At 41.2% G+C, this 20,524-nt stretch carries 15 protein-coding genes; 11 read left to right on the top strand and 4 right to left on the bottom strand.

Going from position 1 to position 20,524, the window contains the following annotated elements; all coding sequences use genetic code 11:
- Positions 1–203 precede the first annotated feature (203 nt).
- The 6 genes from ACESOD_RS08105 (at position 204) to ACESOD_RS08080 (ending at position 6,599) form a co-directional block, all read left to right on the top strand.
- Positions 204–1,403, top strand: coding sequence for a phosphoglycerate kinase (locus ACESOD_RS08105; RefSeq protein WP_301559548.1), 1,200 nt, complete (start codon positions 204–206; stop codon positions 1,401–1,403).
- 149 nt (positions 1,404–1,552) lie between these two features.
- Positions 1,553–2,497 (top strand): dihydropteroate synthase, encoded by a 945-nt coding sequence (folP, locus tag ACESOD_RS08100; RefSeq protein ID WP_373094911.1) that lies wholly within the window; start codon positions 1,553–1,555, stop codon positions 2,495–2,497.
- Position 2,498: 1 nt separating this feature from the next.
- Positions 2,499–3,797: a bifunctional folylpolyglutamate synthase/dihydrofolate synthase gene (locus ACESOD_RS08095; protein ID WP_060955262.1), complete on the top strand. Its 1,299-nt coding sequence runs from the start codon at positions 2,499–2,501 to the stop codon at positions 3,795–3,797.
- A gap of 1 nt (position 3,798) precedes the next feature.
- Complete coding sequence (gene folE / locus ACESOD_RS08090; protein ID WP_373094908.1) at positions 3,799–4,353, top strand: GTP cyclohydrolase I FolE; 555 nt, start codon at positions 3,799–3,801, stop codon at positions 4,351–4,353.
- Between the two features lie 148 nt (positions 4,354–4,501).
- Positions 4,502–5,323 carry a 2-amino-4-hydroxy-6-hydroxymethyldihydropteridine diphosphokinase gene (gene folK, locus ACESOD_RS08085; RefSeq protein WP_070458671.1) on the top strand — a complete coding sequence of 274 codons (822 nt, stop codon included), beginning with the start codon at positions 4,502–4,504 and terminating at the stop codon, positions 5,321–5,323.
- Positions 5,316–6,599 (top strand): DUF308 domain-containing protein, encoded by a 1,284-nt coding sequence (locus ACESOD_RS08080; protein WP_373094904.1) that lies wholly within the window; start codon positions 5,316–5,318, stop codon positions 6,597–6,599. The genes folK and ACESOD_RS08080 overlap by 8 nt, the downstream gene beginning before the upstream one ends.
- A 48-nt stretch (positions 6,600–6,647) precedes the next feature.
- Here ACESOD_RS08080 and ACESOD_RS08075 read toward each other — a convergent pair whose 3' ends face one another.
- A complete protein-coding gene (locus ACESOD_RS08075) occupies positions 6,648–6,965 on the bottom strand; it encodes a DUF960 domain-containing protein (RefSeq protein ID WP_373094901.1) in 318 nt (105 codons plus the stop codon).
- 206 nt (positions 6,966–7,171) lie between these two features.
- On the opposite strand from ACESOD_RS08075, the gene ccpA reads away from it, so the two are divergent.
- On the top strand, positions 7,172–8,179 hold the full coding sequence (ccpA, locus tag ACESOD_RS08070) for a catabolite control protein A (RefSeq protein WP_301559553.1): 1,008 nt from the start codon (positions 7,172–7,174) through the stop codon (positions 8,177–8,179).
- A 453-nt stretch (positions 8,180–8,632) separates the two neighbouring features.
- Here ccpA and ACESOD_RS08065 read toward each other — a convergent pair whose 3' ends face one another.
- Positions 8,633–9,595, bottom strand: a complete 963-nt coding sequence (locus ACESOD_RS08065; protein ID WP_373094898.1) for an asparaginase — start codon at positions 9,593–9,595, stop codon at positions 8,633–8,635.
- Between the two features lie 65 nt (positions 9,596–9,660).
- Between ACESOD_RS08065 and ACESOD_RS08060 the strand changes: the two genes are divergently transcribed.
- Entirely contained in the window at positions 9,661–11,052 is a 1,392-nt protein-coding gene (locus ACESOD_RS08060; RefSeq protein WP_373094895.1) for a Cof-type HAD-IIB family hydrolase, read from the top strand.
- A gap of 115 nt (positions 11,053–11,167) precedes the next feature.
- On the opposite strand, the gene ACESOD_RS08055 is transcribed toward ACESOD_RS08060, so the two are convergent.
- Positions 11,168–11,620, bottom strand: coding sequence for a universal stress protein (locus tag ACESOD_RS08055; protein WP_049504821.1), 453 nt, complete (start codon positions 11,618–11,620; stop codon positions 11,168–11,170).
- A 144-nt stretch (positions 11,621–11,764) separates the two neighbouring features.
- Here ACESOD_RS08055 and ACESOD_RS08050 point away from each other — a divergent pair, with 144 nt between their 5' ends.
- The gene (locus ACESOD_RS08050; RefSeq protein WP_373094893.1) at positions 11,765–12,604 is read left to right on the top strand and encodes a metallophosphoesterase family protein; all 840 of its coding nucleotides are present in this window, start codon (positions 11,765–11,767) and stop codon (positions 12,602–12,604) included.
- A 67-nt stretch (positions 12,605–12,671) separates the two neighbouring features.
- A complete protein-coding gene (locus ACESOD_RS08045) occupies positions 12,672–13,109 on the top strand; it encodes an Rrf2 family transcriptional regulator (RefSeq protein ID WP_373094891.1) in 438 nt (145 codons plus the stop codon).
- Between the two features lie 179 nt (positions 13,110–13,288).
- Here ACESOD_RS08045 and ACESOD_RS08040 read toward each other — a convergent pair whose 3' ends face one another.
- Positions 13,289–14,758 (bottom strand): M protein trans-acting positive regulator PRD domain-containing protein, encoded by a 1,470-nt coding sequence (locus tag ACESOD_RS08040; protein ID WP_373094888.1) that lies wholly within the window; start codon positions 14,756–14,758, stop codon positions 13,289–13,291.
- Positions 14,759–15,035: 277 nt separating this feature from the next.
- Here ACESOD_RS08040 and ACESOD_RS08035 point away from each other — a divergent pair.
- A partial coding sequence (locus ACESOD_RS08035; RefSeq protein WP_373094886.1) for a Rib/alpha-like domain-containing protein occupies positions 15,036–20,524 on the top strand: 5,489 nt, incomplete at its 3' end.

Below are 20,524 nucleotides of genomic sequence, written 5' to 3'. Positions count from 1 at the left end.
AAAAAAGATTTGACTTTTAAGAGTCAAATCTTTTTGTATAGGGGAGGAGAATAAAAATGGTAGAGTATTCTGTCGTAGTTACAAGGCACTGTCCTGAATTAATCGAGAAAAATTGTTGTGGATAAAAGTTTAAGGTTTTGCTATCTCTTTTATTGATTTTGTGATATAATTAACACGTAAAAAAAATTAAGGAGTCTTTCCAAATGGCAAAATTGACTGTTAAAGACGTTGAGTTGAAAGGGAAAAAAGTTCTCGTTCGTGTTGACTTCAACGTTCCTGTAAAAGATGGCGTGATTACTAACGACAACCGTATCACTGCAGCTCTTCCAACTATCAAGTACATCCTTGAACAAGGTGGACGTGCGATTCTCTTCTCTCACCTTGGACGTGTAAAAGAAGAAGCAGACAAAGCTGGTAAATCACTTGCTCCTGTTGCTGCTGACTTGGCTGCTAAATTGGGTCAAGAAGTTACATTCCTTCCAGGTGTAACTCGTGGTGCTGAATTGGAAGCTGCAATTAACGCTCTTGAAGATGGACAAGTTCTTTTGGTTGAAAACACTCGTTACGAAGATGTTGACGGCAAGAAAGAATCTAAAAACGATCCTGAACTTGGTAAATACTGGGCATCACTTGGAGATGGTATCTTCGTAAATGATGCATTCGGTACAGCTCACCGTGCACACGCATCTAACGTTGGTATCTCAGCAAACGTTGAAAAAGCTGTTGCTGGATTCCTTCTTGAAAACGAAATTGCTTACATCCAAGAAGCTGTTGAAGCTCCAGAACGTCCATTCGTGGCTATCCTTGGTGGTTCAAAAGTTTCAGACAAGATCGGTGTTATCGAAAACTTGCTTGAGAAAGCTGATAAAGTTCTTATCGGTGGTGGTATGACATACACATTCTACAAAGCACAAGGTATCGAAATCGGTAACTCACTTGTAGAAGAAGATAAATTGGATGTTGCGAAAGCTCTTCTTGAAAAAGCCAACGGCAAATTGATCTTGCCAGTTGACTCAAAAGAAGCGAACGCATTTGCTGACTACACTGAAGTGAAAGACACTGAAGGTGAAGCAGTTGACCCAGGTTTCCTTGGTCTTGACATCGGTCCAAAATCTATCGCTAAATTTGACGAAGCTTTGACTGGTGCTAAAACAGTTGTATGGAACGGACCTATGGGTGTATTTGAAAACCCTGACTTCCAAGCTGGTACAATCGGTGTAATGGACGCTATCGTGAAACAACCAGGCGTTAAATCAATCATCGGTGGTGGTGATTCAGCTGCCGCAGCTATCAACCTTGGTCGTGCAGACAAGTTCTCATGGATCTCTACTGGTGGTGGAGCATCAATGGAACTTCTTGAAGGTAAAGTTCTTCCAGGACTTGCAGCTTTGACTGAAAAATAAGAATATAAAAAAGGAGAACTCAGCTTCTCCTTTTTTTGCGCTCTTTTGTAGTCTTAATGATATTAAGGAACTGAAAGATAATTGGACAGAATCCAAAAAAAACAGTAAAATAGAGAGATACCAATCTAAATGAAAATTGAGAGACTAGTGTGATAAAAAGAGAGAATCTTAGAAAAACATCTATTTGTGGAATTATCAATGTCACCCCAGATTCTTTTTCTGATGGGGGCAAGTTTTTTGCTATAGACGAAGCCTTGAAACAGGCTCGAAAATTGATTGCTGAAGGAGCTACTATCTTAGATATCGGTGGAGAATCTACTCGACCTGGAAGTAGCTATGTTGAGATTGAAGAGGAAATCCAGCGTGTGATTCCAGTCATTCAGGCTATTCGTCAAGAAAGTGATGTTCGGATTTCGGTAGATACTTGGAAGAGTCAGGTGGCAGAAGCGGCTTTACGAGCTGGGGCTAATATAGTCAATGACATTACAGGACTCATGGGTGATGAGAAGATGGCAGAGGTGGTTGCTAGGGCTGGAGCTCGGGTAGTCATCATGTTTAATCCAGTCATGGCACGCCCTCAGCACCCTAGTTCACTCATATTTCCTCATTTTGGATTTGGAGAGACTTTTACAAAGGAAGACTTAGCAGACTTTGAACAACTACCAGTAGAAGAATTGATGATAGCCTTCTTTGACCGTGCTCTAGCAAGAGCGGAAAAAGCAGGAATTTCGAAAGAAAACATCATGCTGGATCCTGGGATTGGCTTTGGCTTGACCAAGAAGGAAAATCTAGTCCTCTTACGTGACCTTGGTAAATTGCACGAGAAGGGCTATCCAATCTTTCTTGGAGTTTCCCGCAAGAGATTTGTCATCAATATCCTCGAAGAAAACGGTTTTGAAGTCAATCCAGATACAGAAGCTGGCTTCCGCAATCGAGATACGGCTTCGGCTCATGTAACCAGTATCGCTGCAAGACAGGGTGTAGAAGTAGTACGTGTGCACGATGTAGTTAGTCATAAGATGGCAGTCGAAATTGCGTCTGCTATCCGTATGGCAGACCATGCGGAAAATTTAGATTTGAAACAATATAAATAACATGAATAAAAACGAAACGAACCAGTGGATAGCAAACTACCGGACAGATCAACCGCATTTTGGTCTGGAGAGGATGGTGGAGCTATTAGCCTTACGTGGTAATCCTCATCTTAAACTCAAGGTTATCCATATTGGTGGGACCAATGGAAAGGGCTCTACTATAGCCTTTTTGAAGAATCTGTTGGAAAAGATGGGACTAAGAGTTGGTGTCTTTAGCTCTCCTTATCTGATTCATTATACCGATCAGATTGTCATTAATGGGGAATCTATCCCAGAAGCGAGATTAGAGTCCTTGATGGTGGATTATCGTTCACTACTTGAAGGGGAGCATGCTCAAGCCTTGCAAGGAACGACAGAATTTGAGATTATCACTGCTATAGCTTATGACTATTTTGCTTCTGAGCAAGTCGATGTGGCGATTATGGAAGTTGGTATGGGCGGACTTTTGGATAGTACTAATGTCTGTCAACCTATCCTAACAGGCATCACGACTATCGGATTAGACCATGTAGCGCTTTTAGGGGATAGCTTGGAAGCCATAGCAGAGCAGAAAGCAGGGATTATCAAGCAAGGAGTTCCTCTAGTGACAGGACACATTGTCCAAGAAGCCTTGTCGGTTATCGATCAGATTGCGAAAGCGAAACAAGCTTCTAGGCTTGCTTATGGGGAAGATTATCAAGTTAGCCATCATGAGAGTGTGGAGACGGGCGAAATTTTTGATTATTCAAGCTCAATCAGACAAGGTCGTTTCCAAACAGGATTGCTTGGTTTGCACCAGATAGAGAATGCTGGGATGGCGCTGGCCTTGTTAGATAGCTATTGCAAAGAGACTGGTCAGAAATTACCAGATAATGCTTTAGTGGCTCAAGCTTTGGAAGAAACAAGCTGGCCTGGGCGCTTGGAAGTTATTTATAGGGAACCCTTGATGATTTTAGATGGGGCCCACAATCCCCATGCCATCAAGGCCTTGTTGGCTACTTTGAAAGAACGCTTTACGGACTATCAGAAGGAAATCCTCTTTACTTGTATCAAAACCAAGGCCTTGGAGGATATGTTGGACTTGCTAGAAACTTTGTCCAATACTAAGATTACACTAACTCATTTTGAGGATAGTCGGGCGACGGATGAAAAAGTCTTGAAAGAGATGGCTGATTCTAGAAATCTCAACTACCAAAGTTGGCAGGAATTTCTAGACAAAAAATTATCAGAAAATGAAGAGAAAAAAACAGTTAGGATTATCACGGGCTCATTATACTTTTTAGCCCAAGTGAGAACCTACCTAATGGAGAGGAAAAATTAGAATGGATACACAAAAGATTGAAGAAGCTGTAAAAATGATTATCGAGGCAGTTGGTGAGGATGCAAATCGCGAAGGCTTGCAGGAAACACCAGCCCGTGTCGCTCGTATGTACCAAGAGATTTTTTCAGGTCTTGGGCAAACTGCTGAAGAGCACCTGTCAAAATCCTTTGAGATTATTGATGACAATATGGTAGTGGAAAAGGATATCTTTTTCCACACCATGTGTGAACACCACTTTTTACCATTTTATGGTCGAGCTCATATTGCCTACATTCCTGATGGGCGTGTAGCAGGCTTATCAAAGTTAGCTCGTACGGTGGAAGTCTACTCTAAAAAGCCACAGATTCAAGAGCGTTTGAATATCGAAGTGGCTGATGCCTTGATGGAGTATTTGGGAGCCAAGGGAGCCTTCGTTGTCATTGAAGCAGAACATATGTGTATGAGTATGCGCGGTGTTCGAAAACCAGGAACTGCAACCTTGACAATAGTAGCTCGTGGTCTATTTGAGACAGATAAGGATCTTCGTGATCAGGCTTATCGTTTAATGGGACTATAATACTCTTCGAAAATCAAATTCAAACCACGTCAGCTTCACCTTGCCGTACTCAAGTACAGCCTGCGGCTAGCTTCCTAGTTTGCACTTTGATTTTCATTGAGTATAAAAAGAATCCGCTTTGGGCGGATTTTTCTAGAAAGGACTAGTTATGGATCAACTGCGAATTAAAGACCTAGAAATTTTCGCCTTTCATGGACTTTTTCCTAGTGAGAAGGAACTGGGGCAGAAGTTTGTCGTTTCAGCCACCCTATCCTATGATATGACCAAGGCTGCGACAGACTTGGATTTAACTGCTTCTGTCCATTACGGAGAACTTTGCCAGCAATGGACGACATGGTTTCAGGAAAATACTGAAGACTTGATTGAAACAGTAGCCTACAAACTAGTAGAGCGTACTTTTGAGACCTACCCTCTCGTTCAAGAGATTGAGCTGGAACTAAAAAAACCTTGGGCACCTATCCATCTACCGCTGGATACTTGTTCAGTAACCATCCACCGTCGCAAACAGTGTGCCTTTATCGCTTTAGGAAGCAATATGGGGGATAAGGCGGCTAATCTCAAGCAAGCTATTGACCAAATGAAAGCTCGTGGTATCCATATTCTCAAAGAGTCTAGTGTCTTAACGACCGAGCCTTGGGGTGGTGTGGAGCAGGATAGCTTTGCCAATCAAGTCATTGAAGTGGAAACCTGGTTGCCAGCTCCAATCTTGTTAGAAACCTTGTTAGAGATTGAATCAGAAATGGGACGGGTCAGAGAGGTTCATTGGGGACCTCGATTGATTGACCTGGATTTGCTTTTTGTAGAGGACCAGATCATCTATACAGACAACCTTATCTTGCCCCATCCTTATATCGCTGAGCGCCTCTTTGTCTTAGAGTCTCTGCAGGAAATTGCACCTCATTTCATCCATCCAACACTGAAACAACCGATTCGCCACTTGTATCGTCAATTGGAGAAAGAAAATGCCTAAGTTTTTCGAAACTTATAGTAAATGGAAAAGTCTAGGGGAAGGAATGCTAGCTATTATCCTCGGTCTTCTCTTGATTTGTTTTGGACAGATTGTACCGAGGCTTGGTTATCAACTCTTGATGGCCTACTTTTCCTTGTCGACTGTTTGGCATTTATTGACACGATGGTTTCAGGAAAAGTCCTGTAGAGAAAATATTTTTGTAACCGTAGCCAAGTTAGGACTTGCTGTCATTCTATTTGATTCAGTCATCCTGCAAGGGATAGCCCTCTATGTCTTAGTCATTGCTATTGGAAGTTATCAATTGTTTACAGGTTTGATTAGCCTGATTACCTGGTTGACTTACCGAAATAATCATATCCATCCGAGGCTCAATTACTTATTTGATGCTTTGTGGATGATGGGATTTGGTCTCTATAGTATCTCCCCTTTTCATGACGCAACAAATTTTGAATTGCTCTTACTTGGTTTTTACTTACTGATGTTAGGGGCAAGTAGTCTCAGAGATGGTTTCTTTTTTGAAAAAGGAATCCGTAATCCTAGGCTTAAGCGGAAGATACGAATGACCCTGCCCATTTTTGTAACAGCTCTAATTCCTATCAATACCCTACGTCGATTGAATAAATGGTTTTCTAATCATGAGTCCGAAGAAGGGAAAGTACATTCAGAGAGAAAAAATGACCAGACAGTTGATATGGAAATTTTTATCCATACTTCAGAATCCTCTTTCTTTTTAGCCATGGGGCATGTGGATATCTGCTATCAAGGTCAGGTTATTTCCTATGGTTCTTATGATCCGCACTCGGAGCGTTTATTTGGGATGATTGGGGATGGGGTTCTATTTAAGGCTAATCGAGAAAAGTATATCGAACTCTGTAAGAGAGAAAGCCAGAAAACTCTCTTTGTCTATGGCTTAAGCTTGTCTGAACAACAGAAAGAAGCAATCGAGGAACAACTGAGAGAAATTGAAGAACTCTTAATTCCTTGGGAACCAAGTTCTCAACTCATGAAAAGAAGAGAAGGAGAAATCAAGCATACCTACTCTTATCAGCTGAAACACGAGGCTGATGCCGCTCTTTATAAGTTTAGTTCGTCTAAGTTTAAGACCTATTTTGTTCTCAGTACAAATTGTGTTTTACTGGCTGATTCTATCGTGGGTAAAGCTGGAACAGACATTCTCAGTCCCCAAGGATTTATCGTTCCAGGAACTTATCAGGATTATCTTGATTTAGAATATACCAAACCAAGTGGTATAGTAGTCAGTCGTTCTATTTATTAGCAAAAAGAAAACTCTAGTTTCCTAAGTAGATAGGGGAAGCTAGAGTTTTTAAAATAGGTCATTTTCTTCTGGTAGGAGAATGGTTTCCTTCCCATCCATATCTAGCACCAGAACTTTAGGTGGATAGAGTGGGTCAAAGGGATGGTTGAAGTCGAAGTCAATCGTTGTTGGAAGATGTTGACTAGAAAAACGAAAAGTGATGGAGCCTTCATTATTCAAAAACCGAAATTCCAATTCATCTTCTAGATCAAAAACATGCTTTAAAAAATGATCGATTATATACCAGATTGAATCGATAACATCGTCGGGTAAATTGGTCACTACACCGAAACTAGCGCATCGTCTATGAGAATCTGTAAAAGCCATCCCTATCTCCTAATTGATTTTTTTATTATCATACTGCAAACTGCTAGAAAAATCAAGAAAAGTCAACTGCTTTTAAAAAGTTGTGAATGTTTTTGAAACTTTTTTCAAAGTTTCTTCATCAAATGCTTGAAAATGCTTACAATAAGTGGTAGAATGAAAATAGTGGAATCATGAAAACAAAATTTTCAAAGTAGAAAGGAAACGGAATGAATACAGATGATACAGTAACAATTTATGACGTTGCCCGAGAAGCAGGAGTGTCAATGGCGACTGTTAGTCGTGTTGTTAATGGCAATAAGAACGTCAAGGAAAACACTCGCAAGAAGGTTTTAGAGGTCATCGACCGTCTTGATTATCGTCCAAATGCAGTAGCCCGTGGTCTAGCAAGCAAGAAAACGACAACAGTTGGAGTCGTCATTCCAGATATCACAAATACTTATTTCTCTACCCTTGCTAAAGGGATTGATGATATCGCGGAAATGTACAAATACAACATCGTCCTTGCCAATAGTGACGAAGATGATGAGAAGGAAGTATCTGTAGTCAATACTCTTTTTTCTAAACAGGTGGATGGCGTTATCTTCATGGGTTATCACTTAACTGAGAAGATTCGCTCAGAGTTTTCACGCTCACGTACTCCTGTGGTTCTCGCGGGGACAGTGGACGTAGAACACCAACTTCCAAGTGTCAATATTGACTATAAACATGCTACTGTTGATGCAGTCCGCCATCTTTTGAAACGAAACAAAAAAATTGCCTTCGTTAGTGGACCATTAGTGGATGATATTAATGGCAAGATTCGCTTAGCTGGTTACAAAGATGCTTTGAAAGAAGCGGGAATTAACTACAGTGAAGGTCTTGTTTTTGAATCAAAATACCGTTATGATGATGGTTATGCCTTGGCAGAACGCTTGATTTCTTCTAAAGCAACAGCAGCGATTGTAACAGGTGATGAATTAGCGGCAGGTGTTTTGAACGGACTTGCTGACAAGGGAGTTTCTGTACCGGAAGACTTTGAAATTATCACCAGTGATGATTCACAAATCGCGCGCTATACTCGTCCAAACCTAACCACCATTGCGCAACCTTTGTATGACCTTGGTGCTATTAGTATGCGTATGTTGACGAAGATTATGCATAAGGAAGAGTTAGAAGAGCGTGAAGTTCTTTTGCCACATGGTTTGGTAGAACGTCATTCAACTCGTAAAGATTAACAAGAAGAGGCTGGGACGAAAGTCCTAGCCTCTCAATTGTCTTTGGATTGTCGAGCAAGACGCAGTGGTTGAGTGGGCTCTACTACGCTGATTTCATCAGCTTTTACAGCCCTACTCAACTGTGCGGAGGTGGGACGACGAAATCGAATTCTAACGAATTACCGATTTCTGTCCCACTCTCGCTTTTTAGTAGTAAAAACTTTTTGGTCAATGGTTCAAGCATCAAGTTGATGGTAGAAGGCTTGCGGGGGTGACTAGAAAACAAGACTTGATCTAGTAATTTCTATCTCACCGACTTTTTTATACTCAATGAAAATCAAAGAGCAAACTAGGAAACTAGCTGCAGGTTGCTCAAAGCACTGCTTTGAGGTTGTAGATGAAACTGACGAAGTCAGTAACCATACCTACGGCAAGGCGACGTTGACGAGGTTTGAATTTGATTTTCGAAGAGTATTATCCTTCCATATAGGCTCGTAATTCATCCCCTGTAAGGCCAGCATTAATAGCAATGAGGAGTTTGAGACGAGCCTTTTGAGCATTGAGCTCTTTGACAAAGAAGACACCAGCCTTTTGTAGACAAACGCCACCGCCTTCATAGGCATAAACAGGTTCAGCAATCCCGTTAAAACAACGAGAAACCAAGGCGATTGGGAGTCCTTCTTGGATAAGGGCGTTCAATTTTTGTGATGTTTCCTTGGGAACATTTCCAGCACCAAAGGCCTGGATAATAAGACCATCTAGCTGGTCAACAGGAAGCAAATCAAGGAGTTCTTCTGTCATACCAGCATAGACAGGGATAATAGGGACCAAGCCCTGGATCCTATCAAGGTCAAAACGAACACGGGGTTCAGCTGTTTTGAAGTAGAGAATCTCGTGTTTCATGATGAGCCCAAGAGGGCCGTGGGTCGGCGTTTGAAAGGTACTAACGTTTGTCGTGTGCGTCTTGGTCACATACTTAGCAGCGTGGATTTCATCATTCATCACGACCAAGACCCCCTTATCAGCAGCCTTATCGTCACTCACTACGCGTAGGGCACTGAGATAATTGTAGACACCATCGCTTCCGAGTTCGTTGGAACTACGCATGGCCCCTGTTAGTACGATCGGTTTGTGAGGAACCTCCATGGTATCGAGGAAATAGGCAGTTTCCTCCAAGGTATCTGTCCCATGTGTAATCACGAAACCGTCATAATGATTAGCCTCCTCTTTGATTTTTTGATAGAGGGCCAGCATATGCTTGGGTTTAATATGGGGACTTGGCAGATTAAAAAAGTCGAGCGCGTGGACTTCAACTCCTCCAAGTGGATTGGATACATGATTCATAGGGTTTTCTTGGCTAGTTACAACAGCGCCAGAGTCATCGGCTTGCATGGAAATAGTACCACCCGTATGTAAAACAAGGATTTTCTTAGGCATGATTTACTCACTCTTTCTGAAATGTGGTATAATCATTGTATCACAAAAGGGGAGAATGAGGTAGGATGGAAGTCAAAGCTGTTTTTTTTGATATCGATGGAACACTAGTCAACGATCGCAAGAGTGTTTTGAAATCCACTAAGGACGCGATTAAGATTGTGAAGGACCAGGGGGTGCTTGTTGGAGTAGCGACAGGGCGAGGACCTTTTTTTGTTAAGGATTTAATGGAAGATTTAGATTTGGATTTTGCCGTAACCTATAACGGCCAATATATCTTTAATAAAAACAGAGTCTTGTTTACAAGTCCTCTTTCCAAGTCTCATTTACGGCAGTTGATCACCTATGCCAAAAAAGAGGGCAAGGAGATTGCTCTAGGGACCAAGGATGCCATGCTGGGTTCGAAAATCATGTCTTTTGGCCTAGGTTCTTTTTCTCAAAGGGTGAGTCGTTTTGTCCCCTCTATGTTGACTCGTACAGTTAGTCATTCCTTTAATCGAATGGTGAGTAAGATTGTTCCTCAGAAGGAAGAAGACTTGCTTCACTTGATGAATCAGCCTATTTATCAAGTTTTGATGCTAATGACGCCAGAAGAATCTGAGAAAGCAGCAGCTGATTTTAAAGACTTGAAATTAACTCGTAGTAATCCTTTTGCAGCCGATGTCATCAACCAAGGAAATTCCAAGTTAGAAGGCATTCGTCGAGTCGGAAAAGAGTATGGTTTTGATCTCAATCAAGTCATGGCCTTTGGTGACTCGGACAATGACTTAGAGATGCTGGCGGGTGTTGGGATGTCAGTCGCTATGGGCAATGGTAGTAGCAGTGTCAAGGAAGTGGCGAAGCATATCACAACCAGCAACCAGCAAGATGGGATTCACAAGGCCTTGGAACACTTTGGTGTTTTGGCTTCAGAGAAAGTCTTTGTCAGCCGTGACTATCATTTCAATAAGGTCAAAACCTTCCACCACATGATGGATGAACGAACTCAAGAAGAGCCACAAGCTTGGGATTTAGAAGGTGCCACCCATAGAGCGGGATTTAAGATAGAAGAACTGGTCGAGTTTGTTCGAGCTGCTAGCTCTTCTGAAGAAGACTTCGAACGGGCAGTTGGACAGTTACACCAAGCGCTGGATAAAGCAGCAGAGAAAGTTGCTAAGAAAACACCTGCTAAGCAAGATTTGGTAGGGCAAGTAGATGCCTTAATTGATACCTTGTATTTCACCTATGGTAGCTTTGTTTTGATGGGAGTGGATCCAGAACGGATTTTTGATATTGTCCATCAAGCCAATATGGGTAAAATGTTTCCAGATGGAAAAGCTCATTTTGATCCAGTGACCCACAAGATCCTAAAACCAGATGACTGGGAGGAGAGATATGCTCCAGAACCAGCCATTAAAAAGGAGATTGAGCGTCAGATAAAGGCCTATGAACGTCACAAGGAAAGAGCTGATAAGAAATAGGCGATAGAAAAGGAAGCCTTGAATGCTGTTTTGATTTCCTGGCTCCAACTACTGCATCAACAATTTATGAAAAAAATGAGGTTAGGAGAAAAATCCCAACCTCATTTCTTTTTTATTACAAAGTTTTGTCCTTATCTCTAACGACGAGAAGGTCAACGCTGGTATGGCGTAGGATATATTCTGATGAAGAACCAACTAGCAGGCGCTCGAAAGCATTGAGCCCTGTTGCTCCAACCAAAATCAAATCAACCTTTTCTTTGTCTGGAATTGTTTTAGCTAAGAGAGTTTTAGGGTTACCCATCTCAATAACAACTTTTATGTCTGTGAGACCAGCATCTCTTGCACGCTTTTCGTATTCTGCCATCAAATCGTTGGCCTCTACTTGCAATTCTTCGTAAACTTCGGCATCAAATGTTGAGATGCTTTGAAGAGCACGTGTGTCAATGACATGAGCAATAGTTAGTTTTGCTTGGTTACGCAGTGCTGAATGAACTCCTTTGATGAAAGCCAAGTCAGCTTCCTTAGAACCGTCAACTGCTACCATGATATTTTCATAACGTTGTGTCATAGCAAAAACCTCCTCGTTCTTATTATCTTCATTGTAATCCTTTTCACTAAAAAAGTAAAGTAAAAAACGATAGGAAGATAGGTGCTTTTTGACTTTGACTTGGAGTTTGTTATAATAAAAATAGAAAAGCTAAGAGGAAAAGATATGACAAAAATCGCAGTATTATCAGATATACATGGCAATACAACAGCCTTAGAGGCTGTTCTGGCAGATGCCCAGAAGGCGGGGGTTGATGAGTATTGGCTCTTAGGAGATATCCTCATGCCTGGAACAGGACGAAAAAATATTCTCCAGAGATTGGACACTTTACCCATTACTCTTAGAGTTCTGGGCAATTGGGAAGATAGTCTTTGGCGAGCCTGTCATCGCAAGTTAGATGAAAGCAGACCGAGCCATCGCTACCTCTTGCGCCAGTGTCAGTATATTATGGAAGAAATCAGCATCAAGGAGATTGAGGCACTGCAAGACTATCCTTTGCAAGTGCACCGTCAGTTTGGAGATCTGAAGCTAGGGATTAGTCATCACTTGCCTGATAAAAACTGGGGGCGAGAATTGATTCACCTTGGTAAGCAAGAGGATTTTGATCGTCTTGTCACCAATCCAGATTGCGATATTGCCATTTATGGTCATATCCATCAGCAGTTTCTTCGTTATGGTAGTGGTGGCCAGCTTATCCTGAATCCAGGTTCGATTGGACAACCCTTCTTTTTATCTGAGAATTTACGCAAAGACTTGCGGGCCCAATACATGATCTTAGAATTTGACGAAAAAGGTTTAAAAGATGCTGATTTTCGTCGTGTCGATTATGATATTGAGGCAGAATTACAGCTAGCCAAAGACTTACAATTACCCTACTACCAAGTTTATTATGAAAGCTTAGTTAATGGGATTCACCATACCCACAATCAGGATTTGTTGCACGAAATCGCTCAGAGTCAAGGACATGACGCGGAGTTGGACGACTGGCTTAGTGGTAACTCTTGACATTACAACTAGAAGAGATATAATATACTTAAGAAAAGAAGGAACTTGACGAAAAAAGGAGAAGAGGATGCAAATTTCAAGTCGATTTACCATTGCAACTCACATGTTGATTATCATAGCCTTAAAAGGGAAAGAAAGTAAGGTGACTAGTGATTTTCTTGCTAGTAGCGTTGGAGTCAATCCTGTCATTATCCGTAAGACCTTATCTCAACTGAAAAAGGCAGAGTTGATCTCAGTTGCGCGTGGAACTGGAGGAGCAGAGATTATCAAAGACCTAGAGGATATCAGTCTTTTAGATGTTTACCAAGCAGTTGAATGTCTAGGAAAGACTGGTCAACTCTTTAGTTTTCACGACAATCCAAATCCAGCCTGTCCAGTTGGCGCAAATATCCATGGGATTTTAGACGAGAAATTACAAAATATTCAGCTAGCCATGGAGCAGGAGCTGAGCCAAACCAGTCTTGCCCAAGTAGTGGCAGATGCAGAAGAAAGGATAGAGAAATAGAAGCTATACAAGTAGCAGAAAGAGTCTTTTCGGTTTAAAGCACTGAATTCCTTTTTTAAAAAATCAAAATAGCAAAAAGAGAAGGGATTGGAACTCCGATAGTTGGAGTTCCAATCCCTTCTCTTTTATAGATTATAGGAATTGTTCTCTAAAAGTGACTCTATTTTTCAAAAGGTTTGTTAAAGGTCACCAATCGAAATGGTATTAAGCTCGCTAATAACTTGAAGCTGGGCCATACGTCCGATATTGATTAGTTTTGGATGCTCTAAGCCTTCGACATCAAAGTTAGTCAGAATGGCATCATATCCAGCCTCCATAATCTCATCAACATTCAATGTAGCCTTGTCCCAAGTTTCAAACTGGATATTTTTAGAAGTGTAGTATTTATAGAGAGAGATGAGAGCGTGAGGATGAGCAAAGTCAAACTCACTCAACACAAGGACACGAACCTTATTCTGAGATTCTAACAGTTGTTCCATCAAATCTGAAGCGTGGGTCAAGAGAGTGTATACCAGATGGACAACAGCATGTGCCTGTTCTTTTTGTCCCAAGCTAGACTTATAACGCATCATTTCGAAAACAGCTGCTTCATAAAATTCAGGGAAGAATTTCTTGATTTTATGAAGCGTATAGGATTTATTATGAGAAATGATGGATTCTGAGTTGATCTCTTGACGTTCAAGAAGAGCGGTATTGTGCAAGTGCCAAACTAGCTCGTCAGTATTTGTGAAGTGAATCCCAAATTCACGAGTCAAGTTATCGAGGACATCTCGAGCAGCGTGGTAAGAGTGATCAACCTGTTTGTCTTCTGAACGGGCAGCTAGAAATTCTTCAACAGTAAAGAAGATTCCTTTTTGAGTATAAGAATCAAAGATTTGTTCTAAGGTATGACGGTTAACCTCGATATTCAGACGCTTAGCCAATGGTTCGAGTTGATCTTGGAACTCCGACAGTTGATCATATAAAGGAAGATCATTTGTAGAATCACTCGTTGTTTGGATGGTGGCACCAATCTTAAATCGGTGCAAATTAACAGCTATTTGTGTTTCTAGCTGCAACAAGTTAGCATAGTTGGCAGGAAATCCTGTCATTTTAAGAAAGAAAGCAACAAATTCTTCAATGTCTTTCTTAGAATCAGTAAATGGCCATTTGAAGTAACCATAGGCTTCATGGAAATATTGGGCAAAGAAGAAGCGGATGTCCTTTTCGTCTCCGATGATAGAGATTGGAGTGACTTTGAGTTTGAAGCGGTATTTATTTTGTAAGGTATGATTAATCTCAGCTACTTTTTTGCGAAGTGCAGGTAGTGAGACATCAAGGTTTTGAGCTAAGTGTTCATAGGTAAATGGTTCTTCTAATAAAAAGAATGCTCTCAAAACTTGGAAGTTAGAAGAATCTTGTAAAATGTGGCGGTAAATTCGTTCAATACCCAAGTTTTTAGGGTTGGCCAGTCTGATACCAGCTGTTGAAGATTGGATTTCGAAGCAAGAGAGGACTTCGCGCATCTCCTTGATATCGCTTTTAATGATACGGGTGTTGATATCTAGGTCTTCTGCTAGGGAATCTAGGTGGATCCAGTCTGGATTTTCAAATAAATATTCTAAAATTCTTAATTGCCTTTGTTCTTTTTGAGTCAATAGGGCTCTCATAAATCGTTCCTCCTGTAATAAAATTGATTATAACGAACAAAAATCATATTTTTTAAGATGTTAGTTATTATATCACAAGTAAATCAAAAAAACAAAGAATTTGCCTACATTTATTATATTGTATTTTAGTAAAAAATCATTGTTTTAGAATTTTTTTGTATCGAAAAAAATTTTCAAATATAATAGTTTAAAAAATTGACTAAAACAAATCTATGTTTTATAATTGAGATTGTATGTTAAAGACATGCAGTAATTTTAAAATTAGGAGAAAAGATTCATGTATTTTAATCGCAAAAATGCAGAACAAAAGAATTGGCGTATGATCAAAAAAGGGAAACATTTCTTGTTTGGTTGTTCGCTTGTCTTTGCGATTGGGGCAGCATTGGTAGCTCCATCAGTCAAAGCAGATGCAGTAGACGCTAAGCCAGAAGCTAGCTCTACAGCAGAGGGGGTTAAGCCAGCTGCAGCTGAAGAGAAAACAACTTATGCAGCACCAGCTGTAGAGGTAGCTCCAGCAGCAGTGGCTGAAGAAAAAGTTGAAACTACTCAAAATTCTAAAGAAGAACCAGTAGTTGCGACTGAAAAAGCTAAGGAAGCAGATAGCATCCAAGCTCCAGAGGTGACAGTGGTCTACAATCCATCAGCACTTACTGATGAAGAAAAAGCAAAAGTAGTAGCAGCTGTTAAGGCAGCTAACTCTGCAGCGACTGATGTTCAAGTCCAAGCAGACGGATCAGTAGTTGTTACTTTTGCAGATGGTTCAAGTGCACGCTTGTCAGCAGCTCAAACTATTAAAGATGGCTCTCAAGTAGCTAAACCACGTAGAGCACGTGCGGCAGTAGCGGCTCCAGTCATCACTTCAAACCTTGATGGAAAAGGAAGTTCTGCAACGGATGTAACTGTCCAAGCACCAGCAGGTTCAACTGTTAAACTCTACAATAGTGATGGTGCTGTTATCGGTCAAGCAGTAGCAAATGCTCAAGGTGTAGCTACTGTTACGCCAACAAATAGCCTTCCTGTAGGTGAAATCACTGCTACAGCTACACCAGCAGGCGAAAGTGAGTCTCCTAAGAGTGCACCTGTAACAGTGACACGACCAACATTGACAACTGTAGAAGGTGGTGTTTCAAGAGGGAACGATAGTCATAATACCCAACTACTCGTTACCAAATCACACATCACTGTTTATCCAGGTGAAACTGTTAAGATTGGTGTTACAGCAGTATCTAAAGAGATGGAAACCTTTTGGGTTCCTAATAATCCAACAGCTGTCAAGGGTTTGAAACCTACAGGTGTTTACTTGACGACAGCTGGAACAGAGACCTATACAAGACGTAATAACGGATACGGAGGTACTGTTGCTTGGGACCAACCAGCAGGTGATACTGTTGTGACCTTCGCAGTTAGAAGTAAGAATAATGTAGTTGTAACGAGAGATCTGAAAGTTACCGTTTTGGAACTTACTAAGAAACTTGATGCTGTTCCAGGTGAAAAAGTAGAAGTTGCTGATCTTAACAATGTTTCTGAAGACGAGAAAAATAAAATTATCGCAGCAACTAAAAAAGCAAATGCAAGTTTCCCTCCAGGTACTTTATATAATGTTGATCAAAGAGGAAATCTTGTCATTACTTATCCTGATAAATCAACAGATAAGATTGACGCTTCATATCTCGTTACTCCATCAAATAAACCTGCGGACACTAATAAGCCAGCAGGCCAAGCGCCAGAAATCACTTCAGACCTATCAGGTAAAGCAAGTACGCCAACTGATGTGACTGTTAAAGCAGAACCTGGTTCTACAGTGAAACTCTATAATAACGATGGAGTGGTTATTGGCGAAGCAGTAGCAAATGATCAAGGTATTGCTACTATCTCTCCAATAAATAGTCTTCCAGAAGGACAAATTACAGCGACAGCCACACCAGCAGGTGGAAGTGAGTCTGCTAAGAGCACTCCGATTACAGCTACTCGTGCAGAAAAACCTTCAGCAGATGGAGGAATTTCAAGAGGTAGCGATAACACTCAACTTCTCGTTAACAAATCACACATCACTGTTTATCCAGGTGAGGCAGTTAATGTTGGTGTTGTAGCTGCCGCTACAGCTATTGAATCATTCTGGGTTCCTCAAAACCCAACAGCTGTGAAAGGTGTACTTCCAGTAGGTGCTTTCTTGACGACAGCTGGGACAAGTACCTTTAGACAGCGTAATGCTGCTTACCAAGGTACTGTTGATTGGGAACAACCAGCGGGTGATACTGTTGTAAAATTTGCAGTTAAGAGCAAGAAAAACGTAGTTGTTACAAGAGATCTCAAAGTTACTGTTTTGGAACTTACTAAGAAGCTTGATGCTGTTGCAGGTGAAAAAGTAGAAGTTGCTGATCCTAACAATGTTAGCGAAGATGAGAAAAATAAGATTATCGACGCAACTAAAAAAGCAAATGCAAGTTTCCCTCCAGGTACTACATATAGTGTCGATGAAAAAGGAAACCTTGTCGTTACATATCCTGATAAATCTACAGATAAGATTGCGGCTGCATACTTAGTTACACCAGTGGCTAAGGAAGCAGACAAATACACACCAACTGCTAAGGCACAAACAGTTGCTCCAGGTTCAACACCAGACGCTAAAAACTCAATCGGCAATACTGGTGAACTTCCAAGTGGTACTACCTTTGCTTATAAGACACCAGTAGATACAGCAACCAAAGGTGAAAAAGACGCGATAGTAGTAGTTACTTATCCCGATAAGTCAACTGATGAAGTTCCAGTTAAAGTAACTGTAAAAGATCCACGTAGCGATGCAGATAAGAACGATCCAAAAGCTAAAGCTCAAGACATTTACAAGGGTTCAACACCAGACGCTAAAGGCTCAATCGAAAATGCTGGTGAACTTCCATATGGTACTTCCTTTGCTTATAAGACACCAGTAGATACAGAAACACCAGGTGAAAAAGACGCTATCATAGTTGTAACATACCCAGACGGATCTAAAGATGAAGTTCCAGTTAAGGTGACTGTAGAAGATCCAGATAAGACATCTGCAGAAAACAACACTCCAACAGCTAAAGATCAAACTGTTAAAGTTGGCGAGAAACCAAAAGCAGAAGCTTCAATCGGAAACTTTGACAAACTACCTAAGGGAACAACCTTCGAGTTCAAGACACCAGTCGATACAGCAACACCAGGTGAAAAAGACGCGATAGTAGTAGTTACTTACCCAGATTCGTTAACTTATGAAGTTCCAGTTAAGGTTACTGTAAAAGATCCACGTAGCGATGCAGATAAGAACGATCCAAAAGCTAAGGCTCAAGACGTTAACAAGGGTGAAACACCAGATGCTAAAGGCTCAATCGACAATGCTGGTGAACTTCCAAATGGTACTACCTTTGCTTATAAGACACCAGTCGATACAGCAACACCAGGTGAAAAAGACGCAACAGTAGTTGTAACATACCCAGATGGAACTAAAGATGAAGTTCCAGTTAAGGTGACTGTAAAAGATCCACGCACGGATGCAGATAAGAACACTCCAGTAGCGAAAGATCAAACTGTTAAACCGGGTGACAAACCAAACGCTAAAGATTCAATTGGCAACGTTGGAGACCTTCCAGAAGGGACAACATTCGCGTTCAAGACACCAGTAGACACAACAACAGAAGGCGACAAAGACGCGATAGTAGTAGTTACTTACCCAGATGGTTCTAAGGATGAAGTTCCAGTTAAGGTGACTGTGAAAGATCCACGCACAGATGCAGATAAGAACACACCAGTAGCGAAAGATCAAACAGTTAAACCAGGTGACAAACCAAACGCTAAAGATTCAATCGGCAACGTTGGTGAACTACCAGAAGGAACAACCTTCGAGTTCAAGACACCAGTCGATACAGCAACTGAAGGTGAAAAAGATGCGACAGTAGTTGTAACATACCCAGACGGATCTAAAGATGAAGTTCCAGTTAAAGTTACTGTTAAAACTCCAAGCACAGATGCAGACAAGTACACACCAGTAGCGAAAGATCAAACAGTTAAACCAGGTGACAAACCAAACGCTAAAGATTCAATCGGCAACGTTGGAGACCTTCCAGAAGGAACAACCTTCGAGTTCAAGACACCAGTAGACACAACAACAGAAGGCGACAAAGACGCAACAGTTGTAGTGACTTACCCAGATGGTTCTAAGGATGAAGTTCCAGTTAAGGTTACTGTTAAAACTCCAAGCACAGATGCAGATAAGAACACACCAGTAGCGAAAGATCAAACAGTTAAACCAGGTGACAAACCAAACGCTAAAGATTCAATCGGCAACGTTGGTGAACTACCAGAAGGAACAACCTTCGAGTTCAAGACACCAATAGACACAACAACAGAAGGCGACAAAGACGCTATCGTAGTTGTAACATACCCAGATGGTTCTAAGGATGAAGTTCCAGTTAAGGTGACTGTGAAAGATCCACGTACAGATGCAGATAAGAATACTCCAGTTGCGAAAGATCAAAGTGTTAAACCAGGTGATAAACCAAACGCGAAAGATTCAATCGGCAACGTAGGTGATCTTCCATCAGGAACTAAATTCGAGTACAAGACACCAGTAGACACTACAACAGAAGGCGACAAAGACGCTATCGTAGTTGTAACATACCCAGATGGTTCTAAAGATGAAGTTCCAGTTAAGGTGACTGTGAAAGAACCACGCACAGATGCAGATAAGAACACCCCAGTTGCGAAAGATCAAAGTGTTAAACCAGGTTCAACACCAAACGCGAAAGATTCAATCGGTAATGTAGGTGATCTTCCATCAGGAACTAAATTCGAGTACAAGACACCAGTAGATACAACAACAGAAGGTGACAAAGACGCTATCGTAGTTGTAACATACCCAGATGGTTCTAAGGATGAAGTTCCAGTTAAGGTGACTGTGAAAGATCCACGTACAGATGCAGATAAGAATACTCCAGTTGCGAAAGATCAAAGTGTTAAACCAGGTGATAAACCAAACGCGAAAGATTCAATCGGCAACGTAGGTGATCTTCCATCAGGAACTAAATTCGAGTACAAGACACCAGTAGACACTACAACAGAAGGTGACAAAGACGCTATCGTAGTTGTAACATATCCAGACGGATCTAAAGATGAAGTTCCAGTTAAAGTTACTGTTAAAACTCCAAGCACAGATGCAGATAAGAACACACCAGTAGCGAAAGATCAAACAGTTAAACCAGGTGACAAACCAAACGCTAAAGATTCAATCGGCAACGTTGGTGAACTACCAGAAGGAACAACCTTCGAGTTCAAGACACCAGTAGACACAACAACAGAAGGCGCCAAAGACGCAACAGTTGTAGTGACTTACCCAGATGGTTCTAAGGATGAAGTTCCAGTTAAGGTGACTGTTAAGGATTCAAGTGCACTAACTCAACCAAAAATTACAGCAGACCTTATAGGTAAAGCAGGTACTAAGACTCCAGTTGAAGTAACTGCAGACCCAGGTACTAAAGTAGAGCTGTTCGACAAGGGTGGCAATAAGATTGGCGAAGGTGTAACAGGAGAAGATGGCAAAGCGAGCATCACTCCAACAGTTGAAATCCCAGCAGGTCCAGTTACTGCTAAAGCAAGCAAAGATGGTAAGACATCAGATGAAAGTGCACCAAAAGTAGCAACTAAAGATCCAGCAATCACCCCAGTTGTAAACCCATCAGCTCTTACAGATGCAGAAAAAGCTAAGGTAGCTGACGAAGTTAAGAAAGCTAACCCAACAGCAAGCAAGGT

The organism is Streptococcus oralis, assembly GCF_964238205.1.
Classification (GTDB): Bacteria; Bacillota; Bacilli; order Lactobacillales; family Streptococcaceae; genus Streptococcus; species Streptococcus oralis_CZ.
This window is presented reverse-complemented; position numbering and strand designations above follow the sequence as displayed.

Bases quoted from the DNA above. Each gene is read 5' to 3' on its own strand.
- ACESOD_RS08105 (WP_301559548.1), top strand. From the start codon at position 204: ATGGCAAAATTGACTGTTAAAGACGTTGAGTTGAAAGGGAAAAAAGTT.
- ccpA (WP_301559553.1), top strand. From the start codon at position 7,172: ATGAATACAGATGATACAGTAACAATTTATGACGTTGCCCGAGAAGCA.
- ACESOD_RS08060 (WP_373094895.1), top strand. From the start codon at position 9,661: ATGGAAGTCAAAGCTGTTTTTTTTGATATCGATGGAACACTAGTCAAC.
- folK (WP_070458671.1), top strand. From the start codon at position 4,502: ATGGATCAACTGCGAATTAAAGACCTAGAAATTTTCGCCTTTCATGGA.
- folE (WP_373094908.1), top strand. From the start codon at position 3,799: ATGGATACACAAAAGATTGAAGAAGCTGTAAAAATGATTATCGAGGCA.
- ACESOD_RS08075 (WP_373094901.1), bottom strand. From the start codon at position 6,965: ATGGCTTTTACAGATTCTCATAGACGATGCGCTAGTTTCGGTGTAGTG.
- ACESOD_RS08040 (WP_373094888.1), bottom strand. From the start codon at position 14,758: ATGAGAGCCCTATTGACTCAAAAAGAACAAAGGCAATTAAGAATTTTA.
- ACESOD_RS08045 (WP_373094891.1), top strand. From the start codon at position 12,672: ATGCAAATTTCAAGTCGATTTACCATTGCAACTCACATGTTGATTATC.
- ACESOD_RS08050 (WP_373094893.1), top strand. From the start codon at position 11,765: ATGACAAAAATCGCAGTATTATCAGATATACATGGCAATACAACAGCC.
- ACESOD_RS08080 (WP_373094904.1), top strand. From the start codon at position 5,316: ATGCCTAAGTTTTTCGAAACTTATAGTAAATGGAAAAGTCTAGGGGAA.
- ACESOD_RS08065 (WP_373094898.1), bottom strand. From the start codon at position 9,595: ATGCCTAAGAAAATCCTTGTTTTACATACGGGTGGTACTATTTCCATG.
- ACESOD_RS08095 (WP_060955262.1), top strand. From the start codon at position 2,499: ATGAATAAAAACGAAACGAACCAGTGGATAGCAAACTACCGGACAGAT.
- ACESOD_RS08055 (WP_049504821.1), bottom strand. From the start codon at position 11,620: ATGACACAACGTTATGAAAATATCATGGTAGCAGTTGACGGTTCTAAG.